The organism is Paraburkholderia sp. J8-2, from assembly GCF_905220195.1.
In the GTDB taxonomy this organism is placed as follows: domain Bacteria; phylum Pseudomonadota; class Gammaproteobacteria; order Burkholderiales; family Burkholderiaceae; genus Paraburkholderia.
The window spans coordinates 93,612-114,560 of sequence record NZ_CAJMZA010000021.1 but is presented as its reverse complement, the minus strand read 5'-3'; the positions used below and the strand labels follow the sequence as shown (position 1 = coordinate 114,560).

Below are 20,949 nucleotides of genomic sequence, written 5' to 3'. Positions count from 1 at the left end.
AACAACGCATAACGTGGAGTCCGCATGACGTCACCGCAGCCCAAGCCCTTTAACCTTGGCCGCACGCTCGCCAGGATCATCGCATGGCTCGTCGCGGTTGTCGTCGTGTTGGTTGCGGTGCTCGTCGTTTTCATCCTGACGTTCGACTGGAACCACGCCAAACCCTACGTAAACGAAAAGGTCACCGAAGCCATCGGGCGGCCGTTTGCGATCGAAGGCGATCTCAAGGTGGGCTGGCAGAGGCCGCCCGGCGAAACGGGCTGGCGCGCGTGGGTGCCCTGGCCGCGCTTTTCGGCCACGCAGATCGCGATCGCCAATCCCGATTGGACGAAGTCCCCGCATTTCGCCACGCTCGACGCAATCGACTTCGAGGTGGCCGTGCTGCCGCTGCTGGCTCACGACATCGTGATTCCGGCGATCAATCTCGTGAATCCGTCGATCGACGTCGAGCGTCTTGTCGACGGGCGCAACAACTGGACCTTCAAGCTGCCCGCCTCGAGCGGGCCTTCGACGTGGCGGCTCGACCTGCACGACATCACGTTCTCGAGCGGCAATATCGCCGTGAGCGACCAGCAGACGAAAACCGACGTGAAGATCGCGGTGAGCCTGCTTGGGCAGGGCATCCCGATCGGCAAGGTGATGGAGGAGCAGGAAGCGGCGTCGCGCGAGGGCTCCGCGCAGGTCATAGGGCGCGCGGGCGCGAACCGGCTGACACAGCAGGTCAACAAGCAGGCTTCGGAGGCGGCTGCTGCCAGCGCGGCTAGTGCGACCAGCGAGGCGAGCGCAGCGGCGGCTTCAGGCACGACGGCCGTAACAAGCGCGCCTGCAACGGGCTCGCAAACGCTCGCCGCGAGCGGTGCCAGCGGTCCGATCGCCGGCTCGGGTGCCGCGCCCGCACAGCCGCTCACGCAAGAGCCGTTCTACGCGATCGGCTGGACGATCAAGGGCACGTACGGCAAGACGGCGCTCGCGGGCAGCGGCAAGCTCGGCGGCGTGCTCGCCCTGCAGGACGCGAAGCGTCCGTTCCCGATTCAGGCCGACATGCGCGCGGGCGACCTGCACATCGCGCTGGTCGGCACGCTCACCGACCCGACGCACCTGGCCGCCGTCGATCTGCGCCTATGGCTGCAGGGACAAAGCCTGGCGCATCTGTACAACCTCACCGGCGTGACGCTGCCCGAAACGCCGCCGTATGCCACGGAAGGCCACTTCGTCGGCAATTTCAGGCGCGGCGCGAGCGTGTTCCGCTATGAGAACTTCACGGGCCGCGTGGGCGGCAGCGACCTGAACGGCACGGTGGTGTACCAGCAGCGCACGCCGCGGCCGCTCCTGAGCGGCGAACTGGTTTCGAACCTGCTGCAGTTCTCGGACCTCGCGCCGATCATCGGCGCAGACAGCACGGCGAGCAAGGCAAAGCGCGGCGACACCGTTGCGCAGCCGGCCGATCGCGTGATCCCGGTCGAGCCGTTCCGCACCGACCGCTGGAGCGCAATCGACGCCGACGTCAAGTTTACGGGCCGGCGCATCATCAAGCAGGGCAGCTTGCCGGTTCAGGACCTCTACGCGCACGTCATGCTGACGAACGGCGTGCTCGTGCTCGATCCGCTGCAGTTCGGTGTGGCGGGCGGCACGCTCGGCACACGTGATTCGCTCGACGGCAGCGGCGCGCCGCTCAAGGCGCGCGGCACGCTGGAGGCGCGTCACCTGAAGCTCAAGCAGCTATTCCCGAACTTCAAGACGATGCAGTCGGCGCTCGGCGAGATCAACGGCGACGCTTCGCTTACGGCGACCGGCAACTCGCCGGCGGCGCTCGCCTCGACCTCGAACGGCGAGGTGAAGCTGCTTGTCACGCAGGGCACGATCAGCCGATTGCTCATGGAGGCGGCGGGCCTGAACGTGGCGAACGTGGTGTACGAGAAGCTGTTCGGCACGCGCGACGTGAATATCAACTGTGCGGCGGCCGACTTCGTCGCCACCAACGGCGTGCTCGATCCGCGCGTGTTCGCGCTCGACACCGACGACGCGGTGATCAACATCGACGGCCCGATCGACCTGCGCGACGAATCGATGAACATGAAGGTCCATCCGCATACGAAGGGCTTTCGCATTTTCACGCTGCGCTCGCCGCTCTACGTGAGGGGCACATTCAAGAACCCGCACGTAGGCGTGGATGCGACGGCGCTCGCGCTGCGCGGCGGCGCGATGATCGGGCTCGGACTTATCAACCCGTTCGCCGCGCTGATTCCGCTCATCGCGCCGAGCAACAACAAGCCGCTGCCATGCGACGCGCTGTTCGCGCAGATGCGTGAACATCCCGTGGCGCCGCCGCCGGGCCAGAAAATGCGCGCGCTGCCGAAGCCGGACCTCGCAAGCGCAGGCGCGGGCGCGAGCGCCGCTGCGGCGACGGATAAGGGCAATAAAGGGGAAGGGGGCGTGAAAGCGAGCCCGGCCACGCGCGACGCGCCGTCGCCAGCCTCGACTGCAACGCCGACGCAAGGGCAGCAGCCGCTCTACAAGGGAAGCTGATTCGGGAAGCTGAAGCGGAAAAACCGCTGCGCCGGGTGTATCGACCCGGCGCAGCGGTGCAGTGAACTTCGTTGAGCGCGCCGACCTGGCGCAACGACTAGCGCAACGAGCGCGGCGCGGTGTCGCCGGCGGCGTCCTGGCGGCGCGTGACGCGGCGGGTGGTCATGGTCGGACGTGCCGCACCGAACTCGGGCAGGACCCGGCTGCGTGCGCGGCTCGCGAACACAAGAAAGCCGAAGCCGTCCGCTTCATACCAGTAACCGCCGTTCTCGAGGCCTTCGATCGGCTGCTCGAGCGCGTGAGCGATCGATTCGATGCAGCGCTTGCGCAATTCACTCGTGCCCGGATACGGTGGCTGCGCTCCGCGCACGCTGCACAGGAGCACATCGAGCCCCGGCAGGATATGCGCATAGAGCACGGGCTCGTCCTGCGCGCGTGCTCGCGCGATCTTGGTATCGAGTTGGCCGAACGGCTTGAAGTGGCTCAGCACGGCGAGAAATGACTCGTCGCCGTCAGCCTTGACGCGTTTGCGCTTTTTCGGGAAGGACATAAAAATTCGCCTGAAAAAGGTGGATTGCAGTACACGCAGCGTTCCCATGCGACCACTCCCGGACTGGTGCGCCGCACGTCGATCCTTTATAGCACACGGATTTGCTGCGTTCACGAGGATAGAGATGGGGACGGTCCGCTCTTGCGGCGCGCGGAGCGCCTGAAGCGATCCGGACCTGCGCGGCCCGCCTGCTGCCCCTCTTTCAAAACCCTCATTGCGTTCGCAAACGCCATGCCGGATCGCACGTCGCGCTCATGTAGATATCCCGGCGCTCTCTCGCTCGTCTCCGTCTCAATAATAGACCTGTGTGTGCGCTCGGTGTGGCGAATTGCCGCAAAAAAACGGGTTTTCCGCGACTCAACGTGTGTGGTGTCACATACATTGTCATCCTGAAAAATCGCGCAGATAATGTTGCGGTTCTGTTGCCCGTGGTTGTCCGGGGCGCCTCGGGCCGATTGGCGTTGCGTGGGTGCATGCCGCGGGACGCATTGCAAATAAACTGGCGAAAAGCACGGCGCGCCGCCCAGACCCGCCACCGAAGCAGGCCAACATGAAACTCTTCGCCAAGGGGCTCTTGCTGATCGCGATTCCGAGCGTCGTCGAACTGGCGCTGCTCGGCGTCGTGTTCGACACCCAGGGGAAGGCCGCGCTCGCGGCCAAACGCGCCGAAAACACGCAGCAAATCCTTTGGCAAGCCAACAGTCTCGTCGACCCGCTGCTGCGCGAAGCCGCGCGCGTGCGCACGGGCATCGTGCTCGAAGATCCTTCATTCATCGATCGCCACGCCGTCTGGACCGAGTTCGCCGACCGCATCACGTTGCTCGCGCGTATGGTCGCCGACAATCCTCCCCAACTCGCGCGCGTCGAGCAGATGCGCAACGCCGCCTATGCATGGCGCAAAGAAGCGGGTGAAATTGCCGATGCACTGCGCATGGGCCGCAGCACGTCGTTCGCTCAGGTGGCGGGCAACGGCATGCCTCCGGAGATCGAGACGGTGCGCGAAGTGCTCGGCGACTTCATCGCCGAGGAAACGCGGCTCGACGAGGCCCGCGCGGCCATGCTGCGCGAGACGCGCGAGCGCCAGCAGGACGCGCTGATCTTCGCGGTGGTGGGCTCGATGCTGATCTGGGGGTTCACGGCCATGGCGTTCGCACGCAACGTGGGCGTGCGCCTTGCCGCGCTCAGCGCGAACGCCGAGCGCCTTGGGGAAAGTGCGCCGCTTGCGCCGCCGCTCACGGGCAACGACGAAATCGCCGCGCTCGATGCGGTGCTCCATCAGACGAGCGCGCAGCTGCGCGTGGCCGAGCGCGAGCAGGCCGCGCTGAAGGCGCAGCTCCAGGCGCGCGCCGCGGACCTCGCGAGCGCCAACGAACATCTGCGCCAGGAGAGTCAGGACAACGAGATGTTCATCTACAGCGTCTCGCACGATCTGCGCTCGCCGCTCGTGAACCTGCAGGGCTTTTCGAAGGAGCTGCAGGTATCGTGCGACGACTTGCGCGCCCAGGTCGACGCGGCGGGCTTGCCCGAGCACGAGCATCGCGCGATGACCGAAGTGCTCGACGGCGACGTCGACGAATCGTTGCAGTTTCTGCGGCAGGCGGTGGCGCGCGCAGCGGCGATCATCGACGCGCTGTTGCGTCTCTCGCGCGCCGGGCGCCTTGAATACCGTTGGCAGCGCGTGAACGTGGCGCGGCTCGTCGAGCGCGTGCTGGGCGGCCTCTCCGAGGAACGCGCGCAGGCGGCGCGCATCGAGGTGGGCGAGCTGCCGCCCGCCTGGGGCGATCCGGCGGCCATTGAACAGATATTCGGCAACCTCATCGAGAATGCGTTGCACCATCTCGATCCCGCGCGCCCGGGCCGGGTCGAGATCGGTGCGCTCGCTGCCGCTAGCGAATCCGCCGACGAAGCCGGCAAAAGCGCGGGCAAGGATGCAGGAAAAACAGGGGCAGCGGAGCCTCTCGAGCGTACGCGGACTTATTTTGTGCGCGACAATGGCGTTGGTATCGCGCAAGCGTATCTGCCCAAGCTGTTCCGCGCGTTTCAGCGGCTGCACGGCGGCGAATCGCCCGGGCAGGGCACGGGCCTCGCGCTCGCCAAGCGGATTGTGGAGCGGCACGGCGGGCGCATCTGGGTGGAATCGGCCGAGGGCGCGGGCTCGACGTTCTTCGTCGCGCTGCCTGACCAGCCGTTGCGCACCACATAGCGGGCACTCGGGCGCGCCTGCCGGCAAGCTTTCAACAAGTTTCGAAAAGTTCATGCGGTACGTAGGAGAGTCGAGATGACGAACGGGGAACAGGTCAGCATCGTGCTGATCGAAGACGACGACGGGCACGCCACGCTGGTCGAGCGCAACCTGCGGCGTTCGGGGATTTCGAACAGCTTCCTGCGCTTTCGCGACGGCCAGGAGGCGCTCGATTACTTTTTCGGCACGCCGGGCGACAATCCGGCAGCGGCGGCGAACTGGGCGTCGCGCGACGCGCTCAGCAATTTCGTCGTGCTGCTCGACTTGCGCATGCCGCGCGTGGACGGCTTCGAGGTGCTGCGGCGCCTGAAAGCGGAGCCCGCCACCGCGTCGGTGCCGGTGATCGTGCTCACGACCACCGACGACCCTCGCGAGATCGAACGCTGCTATGAACTCGGCTGCAACGTGTACATCACGAAACCGGTCGAATATGACGCGTTCATCGAGGCCGTGCGCCGACTCGGCTTTTTTCTCCAGGTCGTCAAGCTGCCGCCGGGCCATCGCTTCGTCCAGGCGCGACCGGCCGGCGCCCAGTAACGGATCGCGCGGGCATCGCGCATGGAAACATCACGCATTGGCAACCGAATGAAAGCAAGGCGACACGCTCGACCCATGCCTGAAGGGACGCTTCGCGCATGACGGAGGAACCCACGATGCTGGACGGCGCGCGCGTGCTCGTCGTCGACGACGACGAAGGCATCCTGCGCCTCGCCCGCAAATCGCTACTGCGCGCGGGTGCGCGCGTGGACACCTGCACGGGCGTGGGGGAGGCGCGCGCGTTGCTCGCCGTGCAGACGCCCGACGTGCTCGTACTCGACTATCAGCTCGACGGCGCGGAAACGGGCCTCGACTTCTTCCGCCGTCTGCGTGCCGACGACGTGCGCGTGCCGGCGATCCTCGTGACGGGCTTCACCGACGAGTCCCGCGTGATCGCCGCGCTACGCGCGGGCGTCTCGGACGTGGTGCCGAAGTCGGGTGATTATCTCGACTATCTGCCGGAAGCCGTCGCGCGCGTGCTCTCGCAGGTGGCGCTGCAGCGCGCCTCCGACGAAGCGCTACTGCTGCGCGATCGCGAAGAGCACTACCGTACGCTCTCCGAAGCGTTGCCGCACCTCGTGCTCACCTGCGGCGCGGACGGCAATTGCGACTTTGTCTCGAAGCAGTGGCTCGACTATACGGGGCTCGACGCCGGCCAGTCGCACGGTCTCGCCTGGCTCGACGCCGTGCACGCCGACGATCGCGAAGAGATTCGCCACACCTGGCTCGAAGCCGTGGGCAGCGGCGCCACCGACTATCGCCATGAGTTGCGTATTCGCCGCCGCGATGGCGTGTATCGATGGTTCGATGTCCGAATCGTTGCGATGCGCGACCCGCGAGGCGGCGTGAACAAATGGTTCGGCAGTTGCACCGACATCGACGCGCAACGCGAAGCGACCGAGGAGCGCGAGCGCCTCCTTGCCTCGGAGCAGGCAGCGCGTCAGACCGCCGAAGAAGCCAACCGCGCGAAAGACCGCTTCCTCGCCATGCTCTCGCACGAGTTGCGCACACCCCTCACGCCGGTGCTCGCGGGCACGCGGCTGCTGGAGCAGATCCCGGCCCTGCCCGACGCAGCGCGCTCGGGCGTACTGATGATCCGCCGCAATATCGAACTCGAGGCACGTCTGATCGACGACCTGCTCGATCTCACGCGCGTGGCCAATGGCAAGCTGAGCCTCGCGCTCGACACGGTCGACGTGCACGAGGTGATCGAGGCCGTGCTCGAGCTTTTCCATAGCGAAATCCAGATCAAGCAGCAGGATGTCCATGTCGACCTGCGCGCCCAGCAGCACTATGTGCGCGGCGATCGCGCGCGCCTGCAGCAGATGCTCTGGAATCTCGTGCGCAACGCCGCGAAGTTCACGCCCGACGGCGGCCACATTTACGTACGCACGCGCGATGAGCGCACGCACGTGGAGATCGAGGTCGAGGACACAGGCATCGGCATCGCGCCCGAGCAGATCGGCAAGCTCTTTCATGCCTTCGAACAGGGCAGCCACAATCTCACGCGTCAGTTCGGCGGGCTCGGGTTAGGCCTCGCCGTGACGCGGGCGCTGACCGAGGCGCACGGCGGGAGCGTGAGTGCGAGAAGCCCCGGTGCGCATTGCGGCGCGACCTTCACCATCGTGCTGCCGAGCGCCGCGCGAGGCGAGGGCGCCGCCGCGGTGGCCGAGCGTCGCGGGCCGCATCGGGTGGGCGCGCTGAACATCCTGCTGATCGAGGATCACGAGGATACCGCTGAGGTCATGTCGCAACTGATGCGCTCGGGCGGCCACGAGGTGGCGGTGGCAGGCAGCGTGGCCGGTGCGCTCGCGCTCACGGCCAGCATGGCCTTCGACCTCGTGGTAAGCGACATCGGTTTGCCGGATGGCTCGGGCATCGACTTCATCCGCGCGTTCCGTGCGCAATCAACGGCGCCTGCCGTCGCGCTCACCGGCTTCGGCACCGACGACGACGTGCGCCGCAGCGTCGAAGCGGGCTTCACCGCGCATCTCACGAAGCCCGTCAACTTCGAGCAACTCGAACGGCTGATCGAAGAGGCCGCGGCCGCGCGCAGTGCGTCGGCCGCGCCCGATTCCGCCGCGCCGGCTCCCTGAGTCTTCCTTGAGCCTCGCTTGAACCGGGCATAAAAAAGCCCGCGCGGCCTTGCGGCGGCGCGGGCTTATGTCTGGACGCTCGCGCGGATCAGCGCGGATTGTTCTGCAGCGAATCGCGGATCTCGCGCAGCAGCAGCACGTCTTCAGGCGTGGGCGCCGGCTCGGCGGGTGCAGCGGGCTGCGGCTGGCGCAGCTTGTTGATGAACTTCACCATCAAAAAGATGATGAACGCGAGGATGACGAAGTTGATCACCGCGGTGATGAACGAGCCATAGCCGAACACGGCCACGCCCGCAGTCTGCAGATCCTTGTACGACTCGGGGTTGCCTTTATAGCTGGCCGGAATGTGTCCGAGCCGCACGAACATGTTCGAGAAGTCGAGGCCGCCCGTGATCACGCCGATGACCGGCATGATGAGATCTTTCACGATTGAGTTGACGATGCTCGAGAACGCACCGCCGATGATCACACCGACGGCGAGATCCATCACGTTGCCTTTGACGGCGAATTCCTTGAACTCCTGGACGATGCTCATGAGCGGGCTCTCCCTGAATGGCGCGGCACGGGGCTGGGGTCAATACGGCGTATTGGCGCAATCATAGCGAACGCATCCGTATCGCGGTAGCAATTTGACATTCCCTGACCTTTCTCCGGGGACTGGCGACGAAGTTCTACCGGACGCACGCGGCGTGCCCACCGCGCTGATTGAAGCCCGTCTTTGGCCTGCTTTCGACTTCAGTGCGCGAGCGAGATCTGCTCGTGAAAGGTTGCTGGATCGGTGTTGCTGCCACCCAGCAGCACGCCTACGCGCTTGCCTTGCAGCGTGTCGCGCAGCGGCCCGAGCAGCCCCGCCGTGGCTGCGGCGCAAGCGGGCTCCACGGCGAGCTTGAGTTGCTCGAAGAGCACGCGCATCGCGCTGCGCAGCGCGTCGTCGGAGACCGTGACGATGCGCTCGAGATGACGGCGGCACAGCGTATAGCTGTATTGCTCTGCATGCGACGCCATGAGCGAGTCGGCGATCGAGTGCATATGCGTCAGGCGCACCGTGTGGTTTGCGGCGAAGCTGCGGCTCATCACGTCCGAACCCTCGGGCTCGACGCCATACACGCGCACGCGCGGGTTCGCGAGCCGCAACGCTGTGGCAACGCCCGCAGCGAGCCCGCCGCCGCCGACGGGCACAACGACCGCGTCGAGATCGGGCGCCTGGGTGGCCCATTCATAGCCAAGTGTGGCCGTGCCGAGCACTGTGCGATAGCCGTTGAACGGATGCACGAAATAGCGTCCCTCGTCGGTCTCGATACGGCGCACGATCTCGAACGCCTCGCTGCTGTTGCTTGCCACGACGATTTCCGCGCCAAAGCGCCTGCATTGCGCGACACGCGCCGCGCTCGTGGTGCGTAAGAGCACGACCTTCGCGCTGATGCCCAACCGCATCGCCGCATACCCAACCGCCATGGCGTGATTACCGCCCGACACGCACGTGACGCCGGCGCTGCGTTGCGCGGCATCGAGCGCGAGCAGATGCGTGAACGCACTGCGCACCTTGAAGCTGCCGCTCGACTGCAGCAGCTCGAACTTGAAGTTCACGAGCGTCGCTTCGAGCGTGGACAGATCGTGGCGGTCGAACACCGGCGTGCGCAACACCCACGGCGCGAGCGCGAAATGCTGCGAAGCGATCTCGTCGAGGGTGGGGATTGCCTCACCGTCTATCGTGTTGCTGGTGGGAAGCGGCGAGGCGGTGGACATGATAGTGCGCGTCCAGCGAGATTACTGCGCCAGGGCTTCGGCGGACATGCCGTGCACGAGCTTGCGCAGGAAACCTTCGCACGCCGCAAGCTGTTCGAGCGAGACATATTCGTTCGGCTTGTGCGCCTGCTGGATGTCGCCGGGCCCGCACACCACGCTCGGAATGCCCGCGCGAGCAAAGAGGCCCGCCTCGGTGCCGTAGGCCACCTTGCGGCGTGCGTCATCGGCGGTGAGCGCGCGCACGAGTTGCGTGATCGCGGCCTGCTCGGTGGCGTCGAGGCCGGGGGCCGCAGCGATCTTCGTGAACTCGATCGCGCCCACCGCGTGCTCGCGTTGCATCTTCGGCACGAGCGTTTCGCGCGCGTACTGTTCGATGCGCGCGAAGATCGTGTCGGGGTTGAGCGTCGGCAGATTGCGGAACTCGAACGCGAAACGGCATTCGGCCGGCACCGTGTTGATCGCATTGCCGCCTTCGATCGTGCTGGTTTGCGCGGTCGTGAACGGCACGTCGTATAGCTCGTCGAACGGGCCGTTCGCGCGGAATTCGTCGGCCATGTCGCGGATGTAGCAGATGAGACGCGCCGCGTACTCGATCGCGTTCAGCCCGCGCGGCGTGAGCGACGAATGCGCGGCCTGGCCGCGCACGCAGCACTGGTACGCGTTGATGCCCTTGTGCGCCACGATGGGGCGCATGCTCGTGGGTTCGCCCACGATGCAGCCTTCGGGCTTCACGCCGCGCTTCACGAGTTCTTCGATCATGAGCGGCGCGCCCACGCAGCCCACTTCCTCGTCGAACGAGAGCGCGAGGTGCAGGGGCTTGGCGAGTTTCGTCTTCTGGATCTCGGGCACGAGCGTGAGCGCCGCGCCGATGAAACCCTTCATGTCGCAGGTACCGCGGCCATAGAGCAGGCCGTCGCGGATCTCGGGCTTGAACGGGTCGCTGTCCCATTTCTGGCCGTCCACGGGCACCACGTCGGTGTGGCCGGAGAGCACGATGCCGCCGTTCGTTTCGCCGTCATGCGCGGGGATCGTGGCGAACAGGTTGGCCCATTTGCCGTCGCGGCCATAGGTGAGCGTCGATTCGATGCCGCGAGCACGCAGATCGTCGCGCACCGTCTCGATCAGGCCGAGATTCGGATGGCGGCTGACCGTGTCCATCGAAACGAGGCGGGTGACCCAGGGGAGCGAGGCGGGAAGGGAGGCGGAAGGCGTAGACGACTGCGCTGTTTCAGCGGCGAGGGACATATTGGGCTCCAGCTTGCTTGTATTCTTCATCTTACCCAAAAAGAATGCGGCAAGCCAAAGCGGGCAGTGCGGCGTCACACGTTCCCGACGATTGCGGTGTACATGGCGCGCTGCAGCATGACGTGAAAACGCCCGCGCGGAGGGCAAACCGCGCGGGCGTCCGAAGATGCGCTAAGGGCGCTTAGCGCGACGCGCCAGCGCGATTGGGTGCACCGAGCGCGCGCAACGTCTCCTTCACGGTAGCCACGCGCACGGCGAGGTCGGGGCTGCGCGTTTCGATGCGCAGCTTGTCCTGGCCCGCGAGCTTGATGTGCTTGTGCTTCTGCACCATCTCGATGATGCGCATGGCGTCCACGGGCGGATTCGGCACGAACTGCAGGCCGATGACCGCTTCGCCCGCATCGATCTTCGTGATGCCGAGCGGCTTCGCCGCCAGTCGCAGACGATGCGTTTCGATCAACGCGTGGGCCTGTGCCGGCATCTTGCCGAAGCGGTCGATCAGTTCTTCCTGGATGCCGTCGATCGAATCGTCGTGCTCGCAGTTCGCGAGGCGCTTGTAGAGCGACAGGCGCTCCTGAACGTCGCCGCAATAGTCGGCTGGCAGGATCGCGGGTGCGTGCAGGTTGATCTCGGTGGTCGCCGCGAGCGGCGCGTTGAGATCGGGCTCGCGGCCGTCTTTGAGCGCTTTCACGGCGTCGTTGAGCATGTCCGTGTAGAGCTGGAAGCCGATCTCCTGGATCTCGCCCGACTGCTTGTCGCCGAGCACTTCGCCCGTACCGCGAATTTCGAGGTCGTGCATCGCCAGATAGAAGCCCGAGCCGAGTTCCTCCATCTGCTGGATGGCTTCCAGCCGCCGTTGCGCCTGCTTCGTGAGCCCTTGCGGATCGTGCACGAGCAAATACGCGTACGCCTGGTGGTGCGAGCGCCCGACACGGCCGCGCAACTGGTGCAACTGCGCCAGACCGAACTTGTCGGAGCGGTGGATCAGGATCGTGTTCGCGGTCGGCACGTCGATGCCGGTCTCGATGATCGTGGTACAGAGCAGCACGTTCGCGCGCTGCGCCACGAAATCGCGCATCACGGCTTCGAGTTCGCGCTCGTGCATCTGGCCGTGCGCCACCGCAATGCGCGCTTCGGGCACCAGCGCTTCGAGCATCGCACGGCGGTTCTCGATGGTCTCGACTTCGTTGTGCAGGAAGTACACCTGGCCGCCGCGCTTGAGTTCGCGCAGCATGGCCTCGCGAATCACGCTGTCTTCCTCGCGGCGCACGAAGGTCTTGATGGCGAGCCGCTTTTGCGGCGCGGTCGCGATCACGGAGAAGTCGCGCAGGCCTTCGAGCGCCATGCCGAGCGTACGCGGAATCGGCGTGGCGGTGAGCGTGAGCACGTCCACTTCCGCGCGCAGCGCCTTGAGCGCCTCCTTCTGGCGCACGCCGAAGCGGTGCTCCTCGTCGATGATGACGAGCCCGAGGCGCTTGAACTGCACATCGGACGACAGCAGCTTGTGCGTACCGATTACGATATCGACGCTGCCGTCGTTGATCTGCTGGATCGCGCCGCTCACTTCCTTCGCGGACTTGAAGCGCGAGAGTTCGGCAATGCGAACGGGCCAGTCGGCGAAGCGGTCCGTGAAGGTTTGCGTGTGCTGCTCGGCGAGCAGCGTGGTGGGCGAGAGAATCGCCACCTGCTTGCCGCCCATCACGGCGATGAACGCCGCGCGCAACGCGACTTCCGTCTTGCCGAAGCCCACGTCGCCGCACACGAGGCGGTCCATCGGCTTGCCGCTCGTCATGTCGCCGATCACGGCGGCGATCGCGGCCGCCTGGTCGGGCGTTTCCTCGAAGCCGAAGCTTTCCGCGAACTTGACGTAGTCGCGCGGTTCGAGCGCGAACGCGTGGCCTTCGCGCGCGGCGCGGCGCGCGTAGAGATTCAAAAGCTCGGCCGCGGTGTCGCGGATCTGCTGCGCGGCCTTGCGGCGTGCCTTTTCCCACTGGCCGGAGCCCAGCGCATGAAGCGGCGCGCTATCCGGATCGGCGCCGCTGTAGCGTGAAATCACGTGCAATTGCGAGACCGGCACGTAGAGCTTGCTGCCGTTCGCATATTCGAGGTGCAGGAATTCGGTATCGCCTTCGCCGAGGTCCATCGTCACGAGGCCGTGATACCGGCCGATGCCGTGTTGCGCATGGACCACCGGATCGCCCACCTTGAGTTCGGAGAGATCGCGCACCATCGAATCGACGTTGCTCGCCTGCTCCTGGCGGCGACGGCCCGCACGGCGCGCAAGCGGGCCGTAAAGCTCGGTCTCGGTGATGACCGCAAGCTCCTCGCCCCGCAGCGAGAAGCCCGTGGAAAGCGGCGCGACGCCCAGCGCGAAGCGCTCGTCGCCGGTGAGCCAGTCCTCGAAGCTGTCGGCGCCCGCGGGGCGCAGATGGTTGTCGGCGAGCAGTTGCGCAATGGTTTCGCGCCGCCCCGCCGACTCCACTGCGAACAGCACGCGGTTCTTCGTCGTGTCGAGATAGCTGCGCAGCGAGGCGAGCGGGTCGTCGGCGTGGCGGTCGATTGCGAGATTCGGCAGCGCCGTGGCCCAGCCGCCCGCGCTCGCAGCGGGCAGCACGAGGCGCGCGAACGGCTTTGCGAACGCGAAGAAGTCCTCGTCGGTCAGGAAGAGGCGCTGCGGCTCCAGGATCGGCCGCTCGCGGTCGTGCGAGAGGAAGTTGTGGCGCTGCTTCGTGTCGTTCGTGAAGCGGCGGATCGACGCGTCGAGGTCGCCCGAGAACACCAGCTGGGCGTTTTCCGGCAGATAGTGGAAGAGCGTAGCCGTCTCTTCGAAAAAGAGCGGCAGGTAGTATTCGATGCCGGCCGACGGCACGCCATTGCCCATGTCCTTGTAGATCGTCGCGCGGCTCGGGTCGCCCTCGAACACTTCACGCCAGCGGCTGCGAAACGCCGTGCGCGCGGCTTCGTCGAACGGAAACTCGCGGCCAGGCAGCAGGCGCACGTCCTTCACGGGGTACAGGCTGCGCTGGCTGTCCGGGTCGAACGCGCGAATCGAGTCGACCTGGTCGTCGAAAAGGTCGATGCGGTAGGGCAGCGGCGAGCCCATCGGAAAGAGGTCGATGAGCGAGCCGCGCACGCAGTATTCGCCGGGGCGCACCACCTGGCTCACATGCTCGTAGCCCGCGAGCGTGAGCTGCGACTTGAACTTCGCTTCGTCGAGGCGCTCGCCCTGCGAGAACGAGAACGTATAGGCCGCGAGAAACGACGCGGGCGGCATGCGGTAGAGCGCCGTGGTGGCCGGCACGATCAGGATGTCGCAGCGGCCTTCGCCGAGATCGTGGAGCGTAGCCAGACGCTCTGAAACGAGGTCCTGGTGCGGCGAGAACGTGTCGTACGGCAGCGTTTCCCAGTCGGGCAAGAGGCGCACGCGCGCCTCCGGCGCGAAGAACGGAATCTCCTGAGCGAGCCGCTGGGCATCCACGGCGCTGGCGCAAATCACGGCCAGCAGCGGCGCCTGGCGTGCGCCGGCGCGCGCGGCCTCGCGGTAGCGCGCGATCAAGAGCGCGTCGGACGAGCCGTGCGTGCCGTCGAACGCGAAGCGCTGCCCCGGCTTGACGACGGAGACGGGGGACGGAGATTGCGAGGAAGCGGCGATATCGGACATAGGCAACAGGGTGGCCGACGCGTGTGTCGGTAGGGTGGCCAGTTCAGTTCGGGCGGAGTGCAACGCCAGAATATGGGGGCCGGTTACTGGTCTTCAAGTGAATCCGGCGCGTTTCGACGACGTTTCGCCGACGTTTTGCGGGCGTCCGGCGTGCGGGTAAGGGACCTATTATAAAATCCGTCCTTTACTTTGACTCATGCGGCTCGCGACACCGTGACTTCACGCCTTTTTGCCCTGATTCCGTGCGCCGGCACCGGCAGCCGTTCGGGCTCGGCCATGCCGAAACAATATCGAATCGTTGCCGGACGCGACCTCCTGCACTATACGCTCGCCGCTTTCGACGCCTGCAACGAATTCTCGCAAACCCTCGTGGTGATTTCTCCCGACGATAACCACTTCGACGCCCGGCGCTTCGGCGGCCTGCGCTTTGCCGTGCGGCGTTGCGGCGGCGCCTCGCGCCAGGCCTCGGTCTATAACGGCCTGGCTGCGCTCGCCGAATTCGGCGCAACCGACAACGACTGGGTGCTCGTGCACGATGCGGCGCGCCCCGGCATCACGCCCGCGCTGATTCGCACGCTCGTCGAGTCGCTCAAGGACGACCCCGTGGGCGGCATCATGGCGCTGCCGGTGGCGGACACGCTCAAGCGCGTCGCCCCGAAGGACCCCGCGGCGCCCGGCGTACACATCGCGCGCACCGAATCGCGCGACGGACTCTGGCAGGCCCAGACGCCGCAGATGTTCCGTATCGGCATGCTGCGCACGGCCATCGAGCGCGCGCAGCAAGACGGTCACGATCTCACCGACGAAGCGAGCGCGATTGAATGGCTGGGTCACGCGCCGCGTCTCGTGCAGGGCAGTCTGCGCAACTTCAAGGTGACGTACCCCGAAGACTTCGCGCTCGCCGAAGCGATCCTCAGCCGGCCCGCAGAATAAGCGCACCGCAATCCCTACACCTGAAACCCCTGGAACCCCACACATGGACATCAGAATCGGACAAGGCTACGACGTGCACGCGCTGGTGCCTGGCCGCCCGCTCGTGCTCGGCGGCGTGACGATCCCCTATGATCGCGGCCTGCTCGGCCACTCGGACGCCGACGTGCTGCTGCACGCCATTACCGACGCGCTGTTCGGCGCCGCCGCGCTCGGCGACATCGGCCGCCATTTCCCCGACACCGACAAGCAGTTCTACGGCGCCAACAGCCGCGTGCTGCTGCGCGAATGTCTGCGCCGCGTGCAGGAGGCGGGCTTCGCGCTCATGAACGTCGATACCACGGTGATCGCCCAGGCGCCCAAGCTCGCACCCCACATCGAATCGATGCGCAAGACGATTGCCGAAGACCTGAACCTACCGGTCGAACGCGTGAACGTGAAGGCGAAGACGAATGAAAAGCTCGGCTATCTCGGCCGCAGCGAAGGGATCGAAGCGCAGGCGGCTGTACTGCTGCTGCGCGCGTGATCTTCCGTTCAGCCCTTGTTTTGAAGGGCTGAACGGCGCAGAGCAGGGCGCGTGCCTGCTCCGCGCCCTACGGCGATGATTGCAATTGCAATCATCGCCGTTGCTTTTCTTGTCGATTAATTTCCGTTTTTTTCGTCCCATACTGAACCGCTATCCGGAAGTGGGGAGGGCAATGGCGGGAGTTGAAAAACGCGTGAAAGGCCTCGACGGCCTGCGGGCGCTTGCAGTCGTGCTCGTGTTCCTCTCGCACAAGGCCCACGTCGACGCGATCGATGCGGGCAAGATCGGCGTCTGGCTGTTTTTTCTGATCAGCGGTTATCTGATCATTGGAGAACTGCATCGCAATCGGGTTCGCATCGAACAGCGCGGCGCTCGCACGGCCGCGCTGCTGTACGTTTTCTTCATGAAGCGCACGCTGCGCATTTTTCCGGTGTACTACCTGCTGCTCGTTGCACTCACCATCGCGCATGCGAGCTTCTATCAGCGCGAGGTTGACCTCGGGCTCGCGTGGCATTTCGTATTCCTCTCCAATTACTGGATCGGCGTGGTACACGATGGCTGGCCCGGCACCGTTTCGCATTTCTGGAGCCTCGCGGTCGAACAGCAGTTCTATCTCGTCGCGCCGTTTGCGCTGCTGTTCATGCGCGCGTCGCGCCATCTCGCGCTTTGCGCGGTGGTCATTGCGGCGGCTGCGTTCGCGCATCTCGCGCTGTACGAGGAAGGGGCGATCGCGCCGCTGATTTACGCGTTTTCGCCATGGAATTTCGCCATGCTCGCGCTCGGCGGCGCACTGGCGATCGGCGGTGCGCGCGTGCCGTTGCGCCCGGGGGTGTTCAGTGCGGTGTGGTTCGTCGGGGCGTGTGCGGCGATCGCCGGCTTCGCGCTGGCGCGCGCCGATTGTGCCGAAGGCGTGAACGGCGCGACGATACAGTCGGGCTTCTTCGACATCGGACTCGCGCTCGCGCTCGGCACGCTGTTTCTGTGGCTCGTGCGTCGCCAGGACAGCATGGTCGTTGCGGTGCTGGAAGTGCGGCCGCTCGCGTATCTCGGCACGATCAGCTACGGCTTCTATCTGTTTCACAACCTCGTGCCGTCGCGCCTTGGCGTGGCGCCGGGGTTTTACGCGCGGCTCCATGTGCCCGATGGTGCGCAGCCCGTTCTTGCGCTCGTGCTGCAGTTCGCGTTGGCCGTGCTGCTCGCGCATCTGTCGTGGCAGGTTCTGGAAAAACGCGTGCTCGAGTGGAAGCGACCGCTCGAAACGGCAATACGCAACCGCTTGCCCACGCGCGCAGCGGCGAGCCGGACTTGATGCAACAGCGCGAGGTCTAGAGCGTCTCGCCGCCCACCACGCGGCCGTCGGGGCACAATTCGCCGGTCTGTAGCCCGTCGAGCACGCGCAGCACTTCTTCGGCGCTGCGCCCGACGTTCAGGTTGTTCACCGTGACATGCTGGATCGTGTTGTCGGGATCGACGATGAACGTTGCGCGCAGCGACACGCCCGCTTCCTTGTCGCGTATGCCGAGCTGATCGATGAGCTCGCCCTTCACGTCGCCAAACGAATAGTGATTGAGGCGATCGAGCGTCTTGTCCTCGCGCCGCCACGCGAGCTTCACATATTCGTTGTCGCAACTGCCGCCCATGACGACCGTTTCGCGGTCATCGAATTCCTTGATGAGCCTTGCGAACGCGATGATCTCGGTGGGGCAAACGAGCGTGAAATCCTTGGGGTAGAAGTAGATGACCTTCCACTTGTTGGCGAAGGTCTGCTCGGTGATCTCGATGAACGCCGATTCGCCGTTTTCCACGGGATGATTGAAGCCGGGCTTCGCGGCGGTGACGGTGAAGGCCTCGAGTTTGTCGCCGACGGTTTTCATGGGGCAGTTCCTCAGACGAGAGGCGGGCAGCGGGGCCCGCTTTGACGCCGCGCGCGAGAGAGCGCAACGCGGCATGCCGATGAAAACGATTGTCGCAGGTGCGGGCGGCGCGTGATGCGAGGGTGCGCCGCCGACGGCTTTCGGTCAAGCGAGGGGAAAGCGGCTCAGGCGCCCTTGGCGAGCGGGAACTCGATCGTCACTTCGAGACCGGGGCCCGGCAGCCGGTTGCGCAGGCGCAGCGCGCCGCGATAGCGGCCCACGAGGCGCTGCACGATGGCCATGCCGAGGCCGGTGCCGTTCGCCTGCGTGCGAGCCGTGTCGACGCGGTAGAACGGCCGCGTGACGAGCGGGAGCTGATCCTCGGGAATGCCCGGGCCTTCGTCGACCACCGAAAGTTCGACGCGCGAGTGCGAGACGCGCGTTTCGAGCATGATGTGCGGAATACCGTCGGTTTCGCTCGCGCCGTATTTGCGTGCGTTTTCGATCAGATTGCCCACCACGCGGCGCATGTCGGTGTCGTCGGCTTCGATCATGGCCGAAGGCGCGAGCCGCGTGATGAGGCGCACGCCGTCTTCGCTCGCCATGCGCGCGGCCATCTCGCCGGCAATGACCGAGAGATCGACGCGCTCGGGCATGCGCTGGGCGGGGCGCGCGTAATCGAGGAAGCGGCCGATGATCATGTCCATCTGCTCGATGTCGTCGATCATCGCGTCCTTGGTCGCCTGATCGGACGGACTCATCTCCGTTTCGAGCCGCAGGCGCGCGAGCGGCGTGCGCAAATCGTGCGAGATGCCCGCGAGCATCAGCGCGCGGTCGGCCTCCAGCTGCTCGAGGTCGCGCACCATCTGGTTGAACGAGCGATTCGTTTCGGCGGCGACGCCCATGCCGCTCTCGGGCAAGGGCGCGGGAGGCTGCCCGGAGCCCAGCATGCGCGCCGACATGGCCAGACGCGCGAATGGCCGGTTCACGAGGCTCGTGATGAAGGCCGCCCCGAAAAGCGATAGCGCGAGCGCGGAAACGCCCCATCCGACCCACTGCAGGCCTGTGACGTTGTCGAGCTGGTCGCGGTCGAGCGCGACCCAGTAGTCGTCGTCGTCGATCTTGAAGCTGATCCACACGCCCGGAATGTCGTTCACGGACTGCGCGATGATCGTGTCGTCGCCAAGACGCCCGCGAATGTCATGCTCGATCAGACGATTGAGCGACTCGTCGGGCTGGAGCTTGTACTTGTCCGTGGTTTCGCGCGGGTACACACGCACGCCCTCGTTGCTCTCGAGATCCTGCAGCAGCGCGCGGCGCAGATCGGGATCGGAGTAGAGGAGCGCCGTGCGCGTGAGCTTCACGATCGCGACGAGCTGGAGCGCCACGCGCTGCGCGCGCGGCTCCCGCTCAATCACGCGAAAGCTCTGGAACCACGCGGCGAGACTCACCGCGATGAGAAGGGCGATCAGCAGGAAGGTGCGCCAGAACAGATCGCCGAACGCGAGCGTGAGCAAACGCCGGTCAATCCGCATGGACCCTTCCCGTTTCAACAGAGGCAGTGCAGACAACGAGACTCCATCCAGGATCAGGCGGCGCCGTCGGGGATGAACACGTAGCCGAGGCCCCAAACCGTTTGAATGAAACGCGGGCTGCCCGGATCGGGTTCGATGAGCTTGCGCAGGCGCGAGATCTGCACGTCGAGGCTACGGTCGAACACTTCGTATTCACGGCCGCGCGCAAGCTCCATGAGCTTTTCACGCGAGAGCGGCTGGCGCGGATGACGCGCGAACACCTTGAGCACCGAGAATTCGCCCGTGGTGAGCGGAATTTCCTGGCCGGCCTTGGTGAGCGTGCGCGTGGCGAGATTCAATGCGAATTCGCCGAACTCGAACACCTCGGTGGTTTCCGAAGGCGCGCCCGGCAGTTCGGACGGCGCCTGACGGCGCAGCACCGCATGAATACGTGCGACAAGTTCGCGCGGGTTGAAGGGCTTGGGCAGATAGTCGTCGGCGCCCATTTCGAGCCCGACGATGCGATCCACGTCCTCGCCCTTGGCGGTGAGCATGATGATGGGCGTGCGGTCGTTGCTGCCGCGCAGACGGCGGCAGATCGACAGGCCGTCTTCGCCTGGCAGCATGAGGTCGAGCACCAGCAGGTCGAAGCGCTCGCGCACCCACAGCTTGTTCATGGCGGGGGCGTTTTCGGCCACGTAGACATTGAAGCCCTGCTCGCCGAGGTAGCGGCGCAGCAGGTCCCGGAGTCGGGGATCGTCATCGACAACGAGAATTTTGGACGGGTTTTTGGTTTCCATGCCTGGCATCTTAGCGCGATTGGATACTGATGCGAGTTTGCACCAATTATCAGGTTACAGTCAGTTACAAAATTTACCCGTGCTGTGCCACGACGGCAAGCACTGACAGATAGACTTCTTTACGTAAAGCGGCTGTTCGGTAGATACTTCATTCGACTTTAAAATTCATGCCCGCGCCGAGCCGGGTTCGCACATGTATTCGAGGTAGCCGTTTGCCGCGTCAAGAAGGGAACAAAACGATGGGAGGGGTCAGGCCGACAATGCGCCACACCATGCTTGCACTGGCGCTAGCCGGTGGCGTGGCGGCTGCACTGGAGTCGTTGCCGGCCCGGGCCCAGCCCTCCGCAGACCGCTACGAGAACCCGCAGTCCTTTGCTCGCTCTCAGGGCGGCAAGCCATCAATGCGGCGCATACGCAGCGATACGGTTCCGCGTCCAGCGTCTGACATCAACCAGCGTCCTGCCGTTCCCCCCGACCTCGATCAGCGCCGCCGCGACGGCCATATGACGCCCGACGAGCGACGTCTCTTGCGTCAGCATATCGAAGACGCTGTGCGCGAACTGTACAAGCGCTAATACTGCTTTCGGCGTGCGTCAACGCCGCTGCGCGGCGATAACGTTTACGCAATATTCAATTCGCGACGCGTTCACGCCTTTCTCGCGCCTTTCACGATTTTATCGGCATGCCATCGTGCATTCGCGCCGTGCAAACGCGCTGAAAAAA

Annotated in this window: 16 protein-coding genes; 8 read left to right on the top strand and 8 right to left on the bottom strand. The window is 65.4% G+C overall.

Translation table 11 applies throughout. The features are described from left to right. Positions 1-24 precede the first annotated feature (24 nt). Positions 25-2,526: an AsmA family protein gene (locus tag U5A52_RS31255; protein WP_321937633.1), complete on the top strand. Its 2,502-nt coding sequence runs from the start codon at positions 25-27 to the stop codon at positions 2,524-2,526. Between the two features lie 97 nt (positions 2,527-2,623). Here U5A52_RS31255 and U5A52_RS31250 read toward each other — a convergent pair whose 3' ends face one another. Beyond that, the gene (locus tag U5A52_RS31250; protein WP_321914844.1) at positions 2,624-3,124 is read right to left on the bottom strand and encodes a hypothetical protein; all 501 of its coding nucleotides are present in this window, start codon (positions 3,122-3,124) and stop codon (positions 2,624-2,626) included. A 502-nt stretch (positions 3,125-3,626) separates the two neighbouring features. Here U5A52_RS31250 and U5A52_RS31245 point away from each other — a divergent pair. From U5A52_RS31245 to U5A52_RS31235, 3 genes are all read left to right on the top strand, one after another. Continuing rightward, on the top strand, positions 3,627-5,279 hold the full coding sequence (locus tag U5A52_RS31245; protein ID WP_321937631.1) for a sensor histidine kinase: 1,653 nt from the start codon (positions 3,627-3,629) through the stop codon (positions 5,277-5,279). Between the two features lie 75 nt (positions 5,280-5,354). Then, a complete protein-coding gene (locus U5A52_RS31240; protein ID WP_321937630.1) occupies positions 5,355-5,855 on the top strand; it encodes a response regulator in 501 nt (166 codons plus the stop codon). Positions 5,856-5,953: 98 nt separating this feature from the next. After that, the gene (locus tag U5A52_RS31235) at positions 5,954-7,951 is read left to right on the top strand and encodes a response regulator (protein WP_321914847.1); all 1,998 of its coding nucleotides are present in this window, start codon (positions 5,954-5,956) and stop codon (positions 7,949-7,951) included. 88 nt (positions 7,952-8,039) lie between these two features. On the opposite strand, the gene mscL is transcribed toward U5A52_RS31235, so the two are convergent. From mscL to mfd, 4 genes are all read right to left on the bottom strand, one after another. Then, entirely contained in the window at positions 8,040-8,486 is a 447-nt protein-coding gene (gene mscL, locus U5A52_RS31230; RefSeq protein WP_321914848.1) for a large conductance mechanosensitive channel protein MscL, read from the bottom strand. A gap of 200 nt (positions 8,487-8,686) precedes the next feature. Next, positions 8,687-9,697 carry a threonine/serine dehydratase gene (locus U5A52_RS31225; protein ID WP_321937629.1) on the bottom strand — a complete coding sequence of 337 codons (1,011 nt, stop codon included), beginning with the start codon at positions 9,695-9,697 and terminating at the stop codon, positions 8,687-8,689. A gap of 21 nt (positions 9,698-9,718) precedes the next feature. Next, positions 9,719-10,942, bottom strand: a complete 1,224-nt coding sequence (gene argE / locus U5A52_RS31220) for an acetylornithine deacetylase (RefSeq protein ID WP_321937627.1) — start codon at positions 10,940-10,942, stop codon at positions 9,719-9,721. 181 nt (positions 10,943-11,123) lie between these two features. After that, the gene (gene mfd / locus U5A52_RS31215; protein WP_321914851.1) at positions 11,124-14,603 is read right to left on the bottom strand and encodes a transcription-repair coupling factor; all 3,480 of its coding nucleotides are present in this window, start codon (positions 14,601-14,603) and stop codon (positions 11,124-11,126) included. Between the two features lie 213 nt (positions 14,604-14,816). Here mfd and ispD point away from each other — a divergent pair, with 213 nt between their 5' ends. From ispD to U5A52_RS31200, 3 genes are all read left to right on the top strand, one after another. After that, positions 14,817-15,536: a 2-C-methyl-D-erythritol 4-phosphate cytidylyltransferase gene (gene ispD / locus U5A52_RS31210; protein WP_321914852.1), complete on the top strand. Its 720-nt coding sequence runs from the start codon at positions 14,817-14,819 to the stop codon at positions 15,534-15,536. Between the two features lie 43 nt (positions 15,537-15,579). Beyond that, positions 15,580-16,059 (top strand): 2-C-methyl-D-erythritol 2,4-cyclodiphosphate synthase, encoded by a 480-nt coding sequence (gene ispF / locus U5A52_RS31205; protein WP_321914853.1) that lies wholly within the window; start codon positions 15,580-15,582, stop codon positions 16,057-16,059. A gap of 172 nt (positions 16,060-16,231) precedes the next feature. Further along, a complete protein-coding gene (locus tag U5A52_RS31200) occupies positions 16,232-17,368 on the top strand; it encodes an acyltransferase (RefSeq protein WP_321937625.1) in 1,137 nt (378 codons plus the stop codon). 16 nt (positions 17,369-17,384) lie between these two features. Here U5A52_RS31200 and U5A52_RS31195 read toward each other — a convergent pair whose 3' ends face one another. The 3 genes from U5A52_RS31195 to ompR form a co-directional block, all read right to left on the bottom strand. Next, entirely contained in the window at positions 17,385-17,933 is a 549-nt protein-coding gene (locus U5A52_RS31195; protein WP_321914855.1) for a peroxiredoxin, read from the bottom strand. Positions 17,934-18,097: 164 nt separating this feature from the next. Continuing rightward, complete coding sequence (locus tag U5A52_RS31190) at positions 18,098-19,447, bottom strand: ATP-binding protein (RefSeq protein ID WP_321937623.1); 1,350 nt, start codon at positions 19,445-19,447, stop codon at positions 18,098-18,100. Positions 19,448-19,500: 53 nt separating this feature from the next. Then, entirely contained in the window at positions 19,501-20,235 is a 735-nt protein-coding gene (gene ompR / locus U5A52_RS31185; RefSeq protein WP_027814652.1) for a two-component system response regulator OmpR, read from the bottom strand. Between the two features lie 251 nt (positions 20,236-20,486). Between ompR and U5A52_RS31180 the strand changes: the two genes are divergently transcribed. Further along, entirely contained in the window at positions 20,487-20,801 is a 315-nt protein-coding gene (locus tag U5A52_RS31180; RefSeq protein WP_321937622.1) for a hypothetical protein, read from the top strand. Positions 20,802-20,949: the final 148 nt, after the last annotated feature.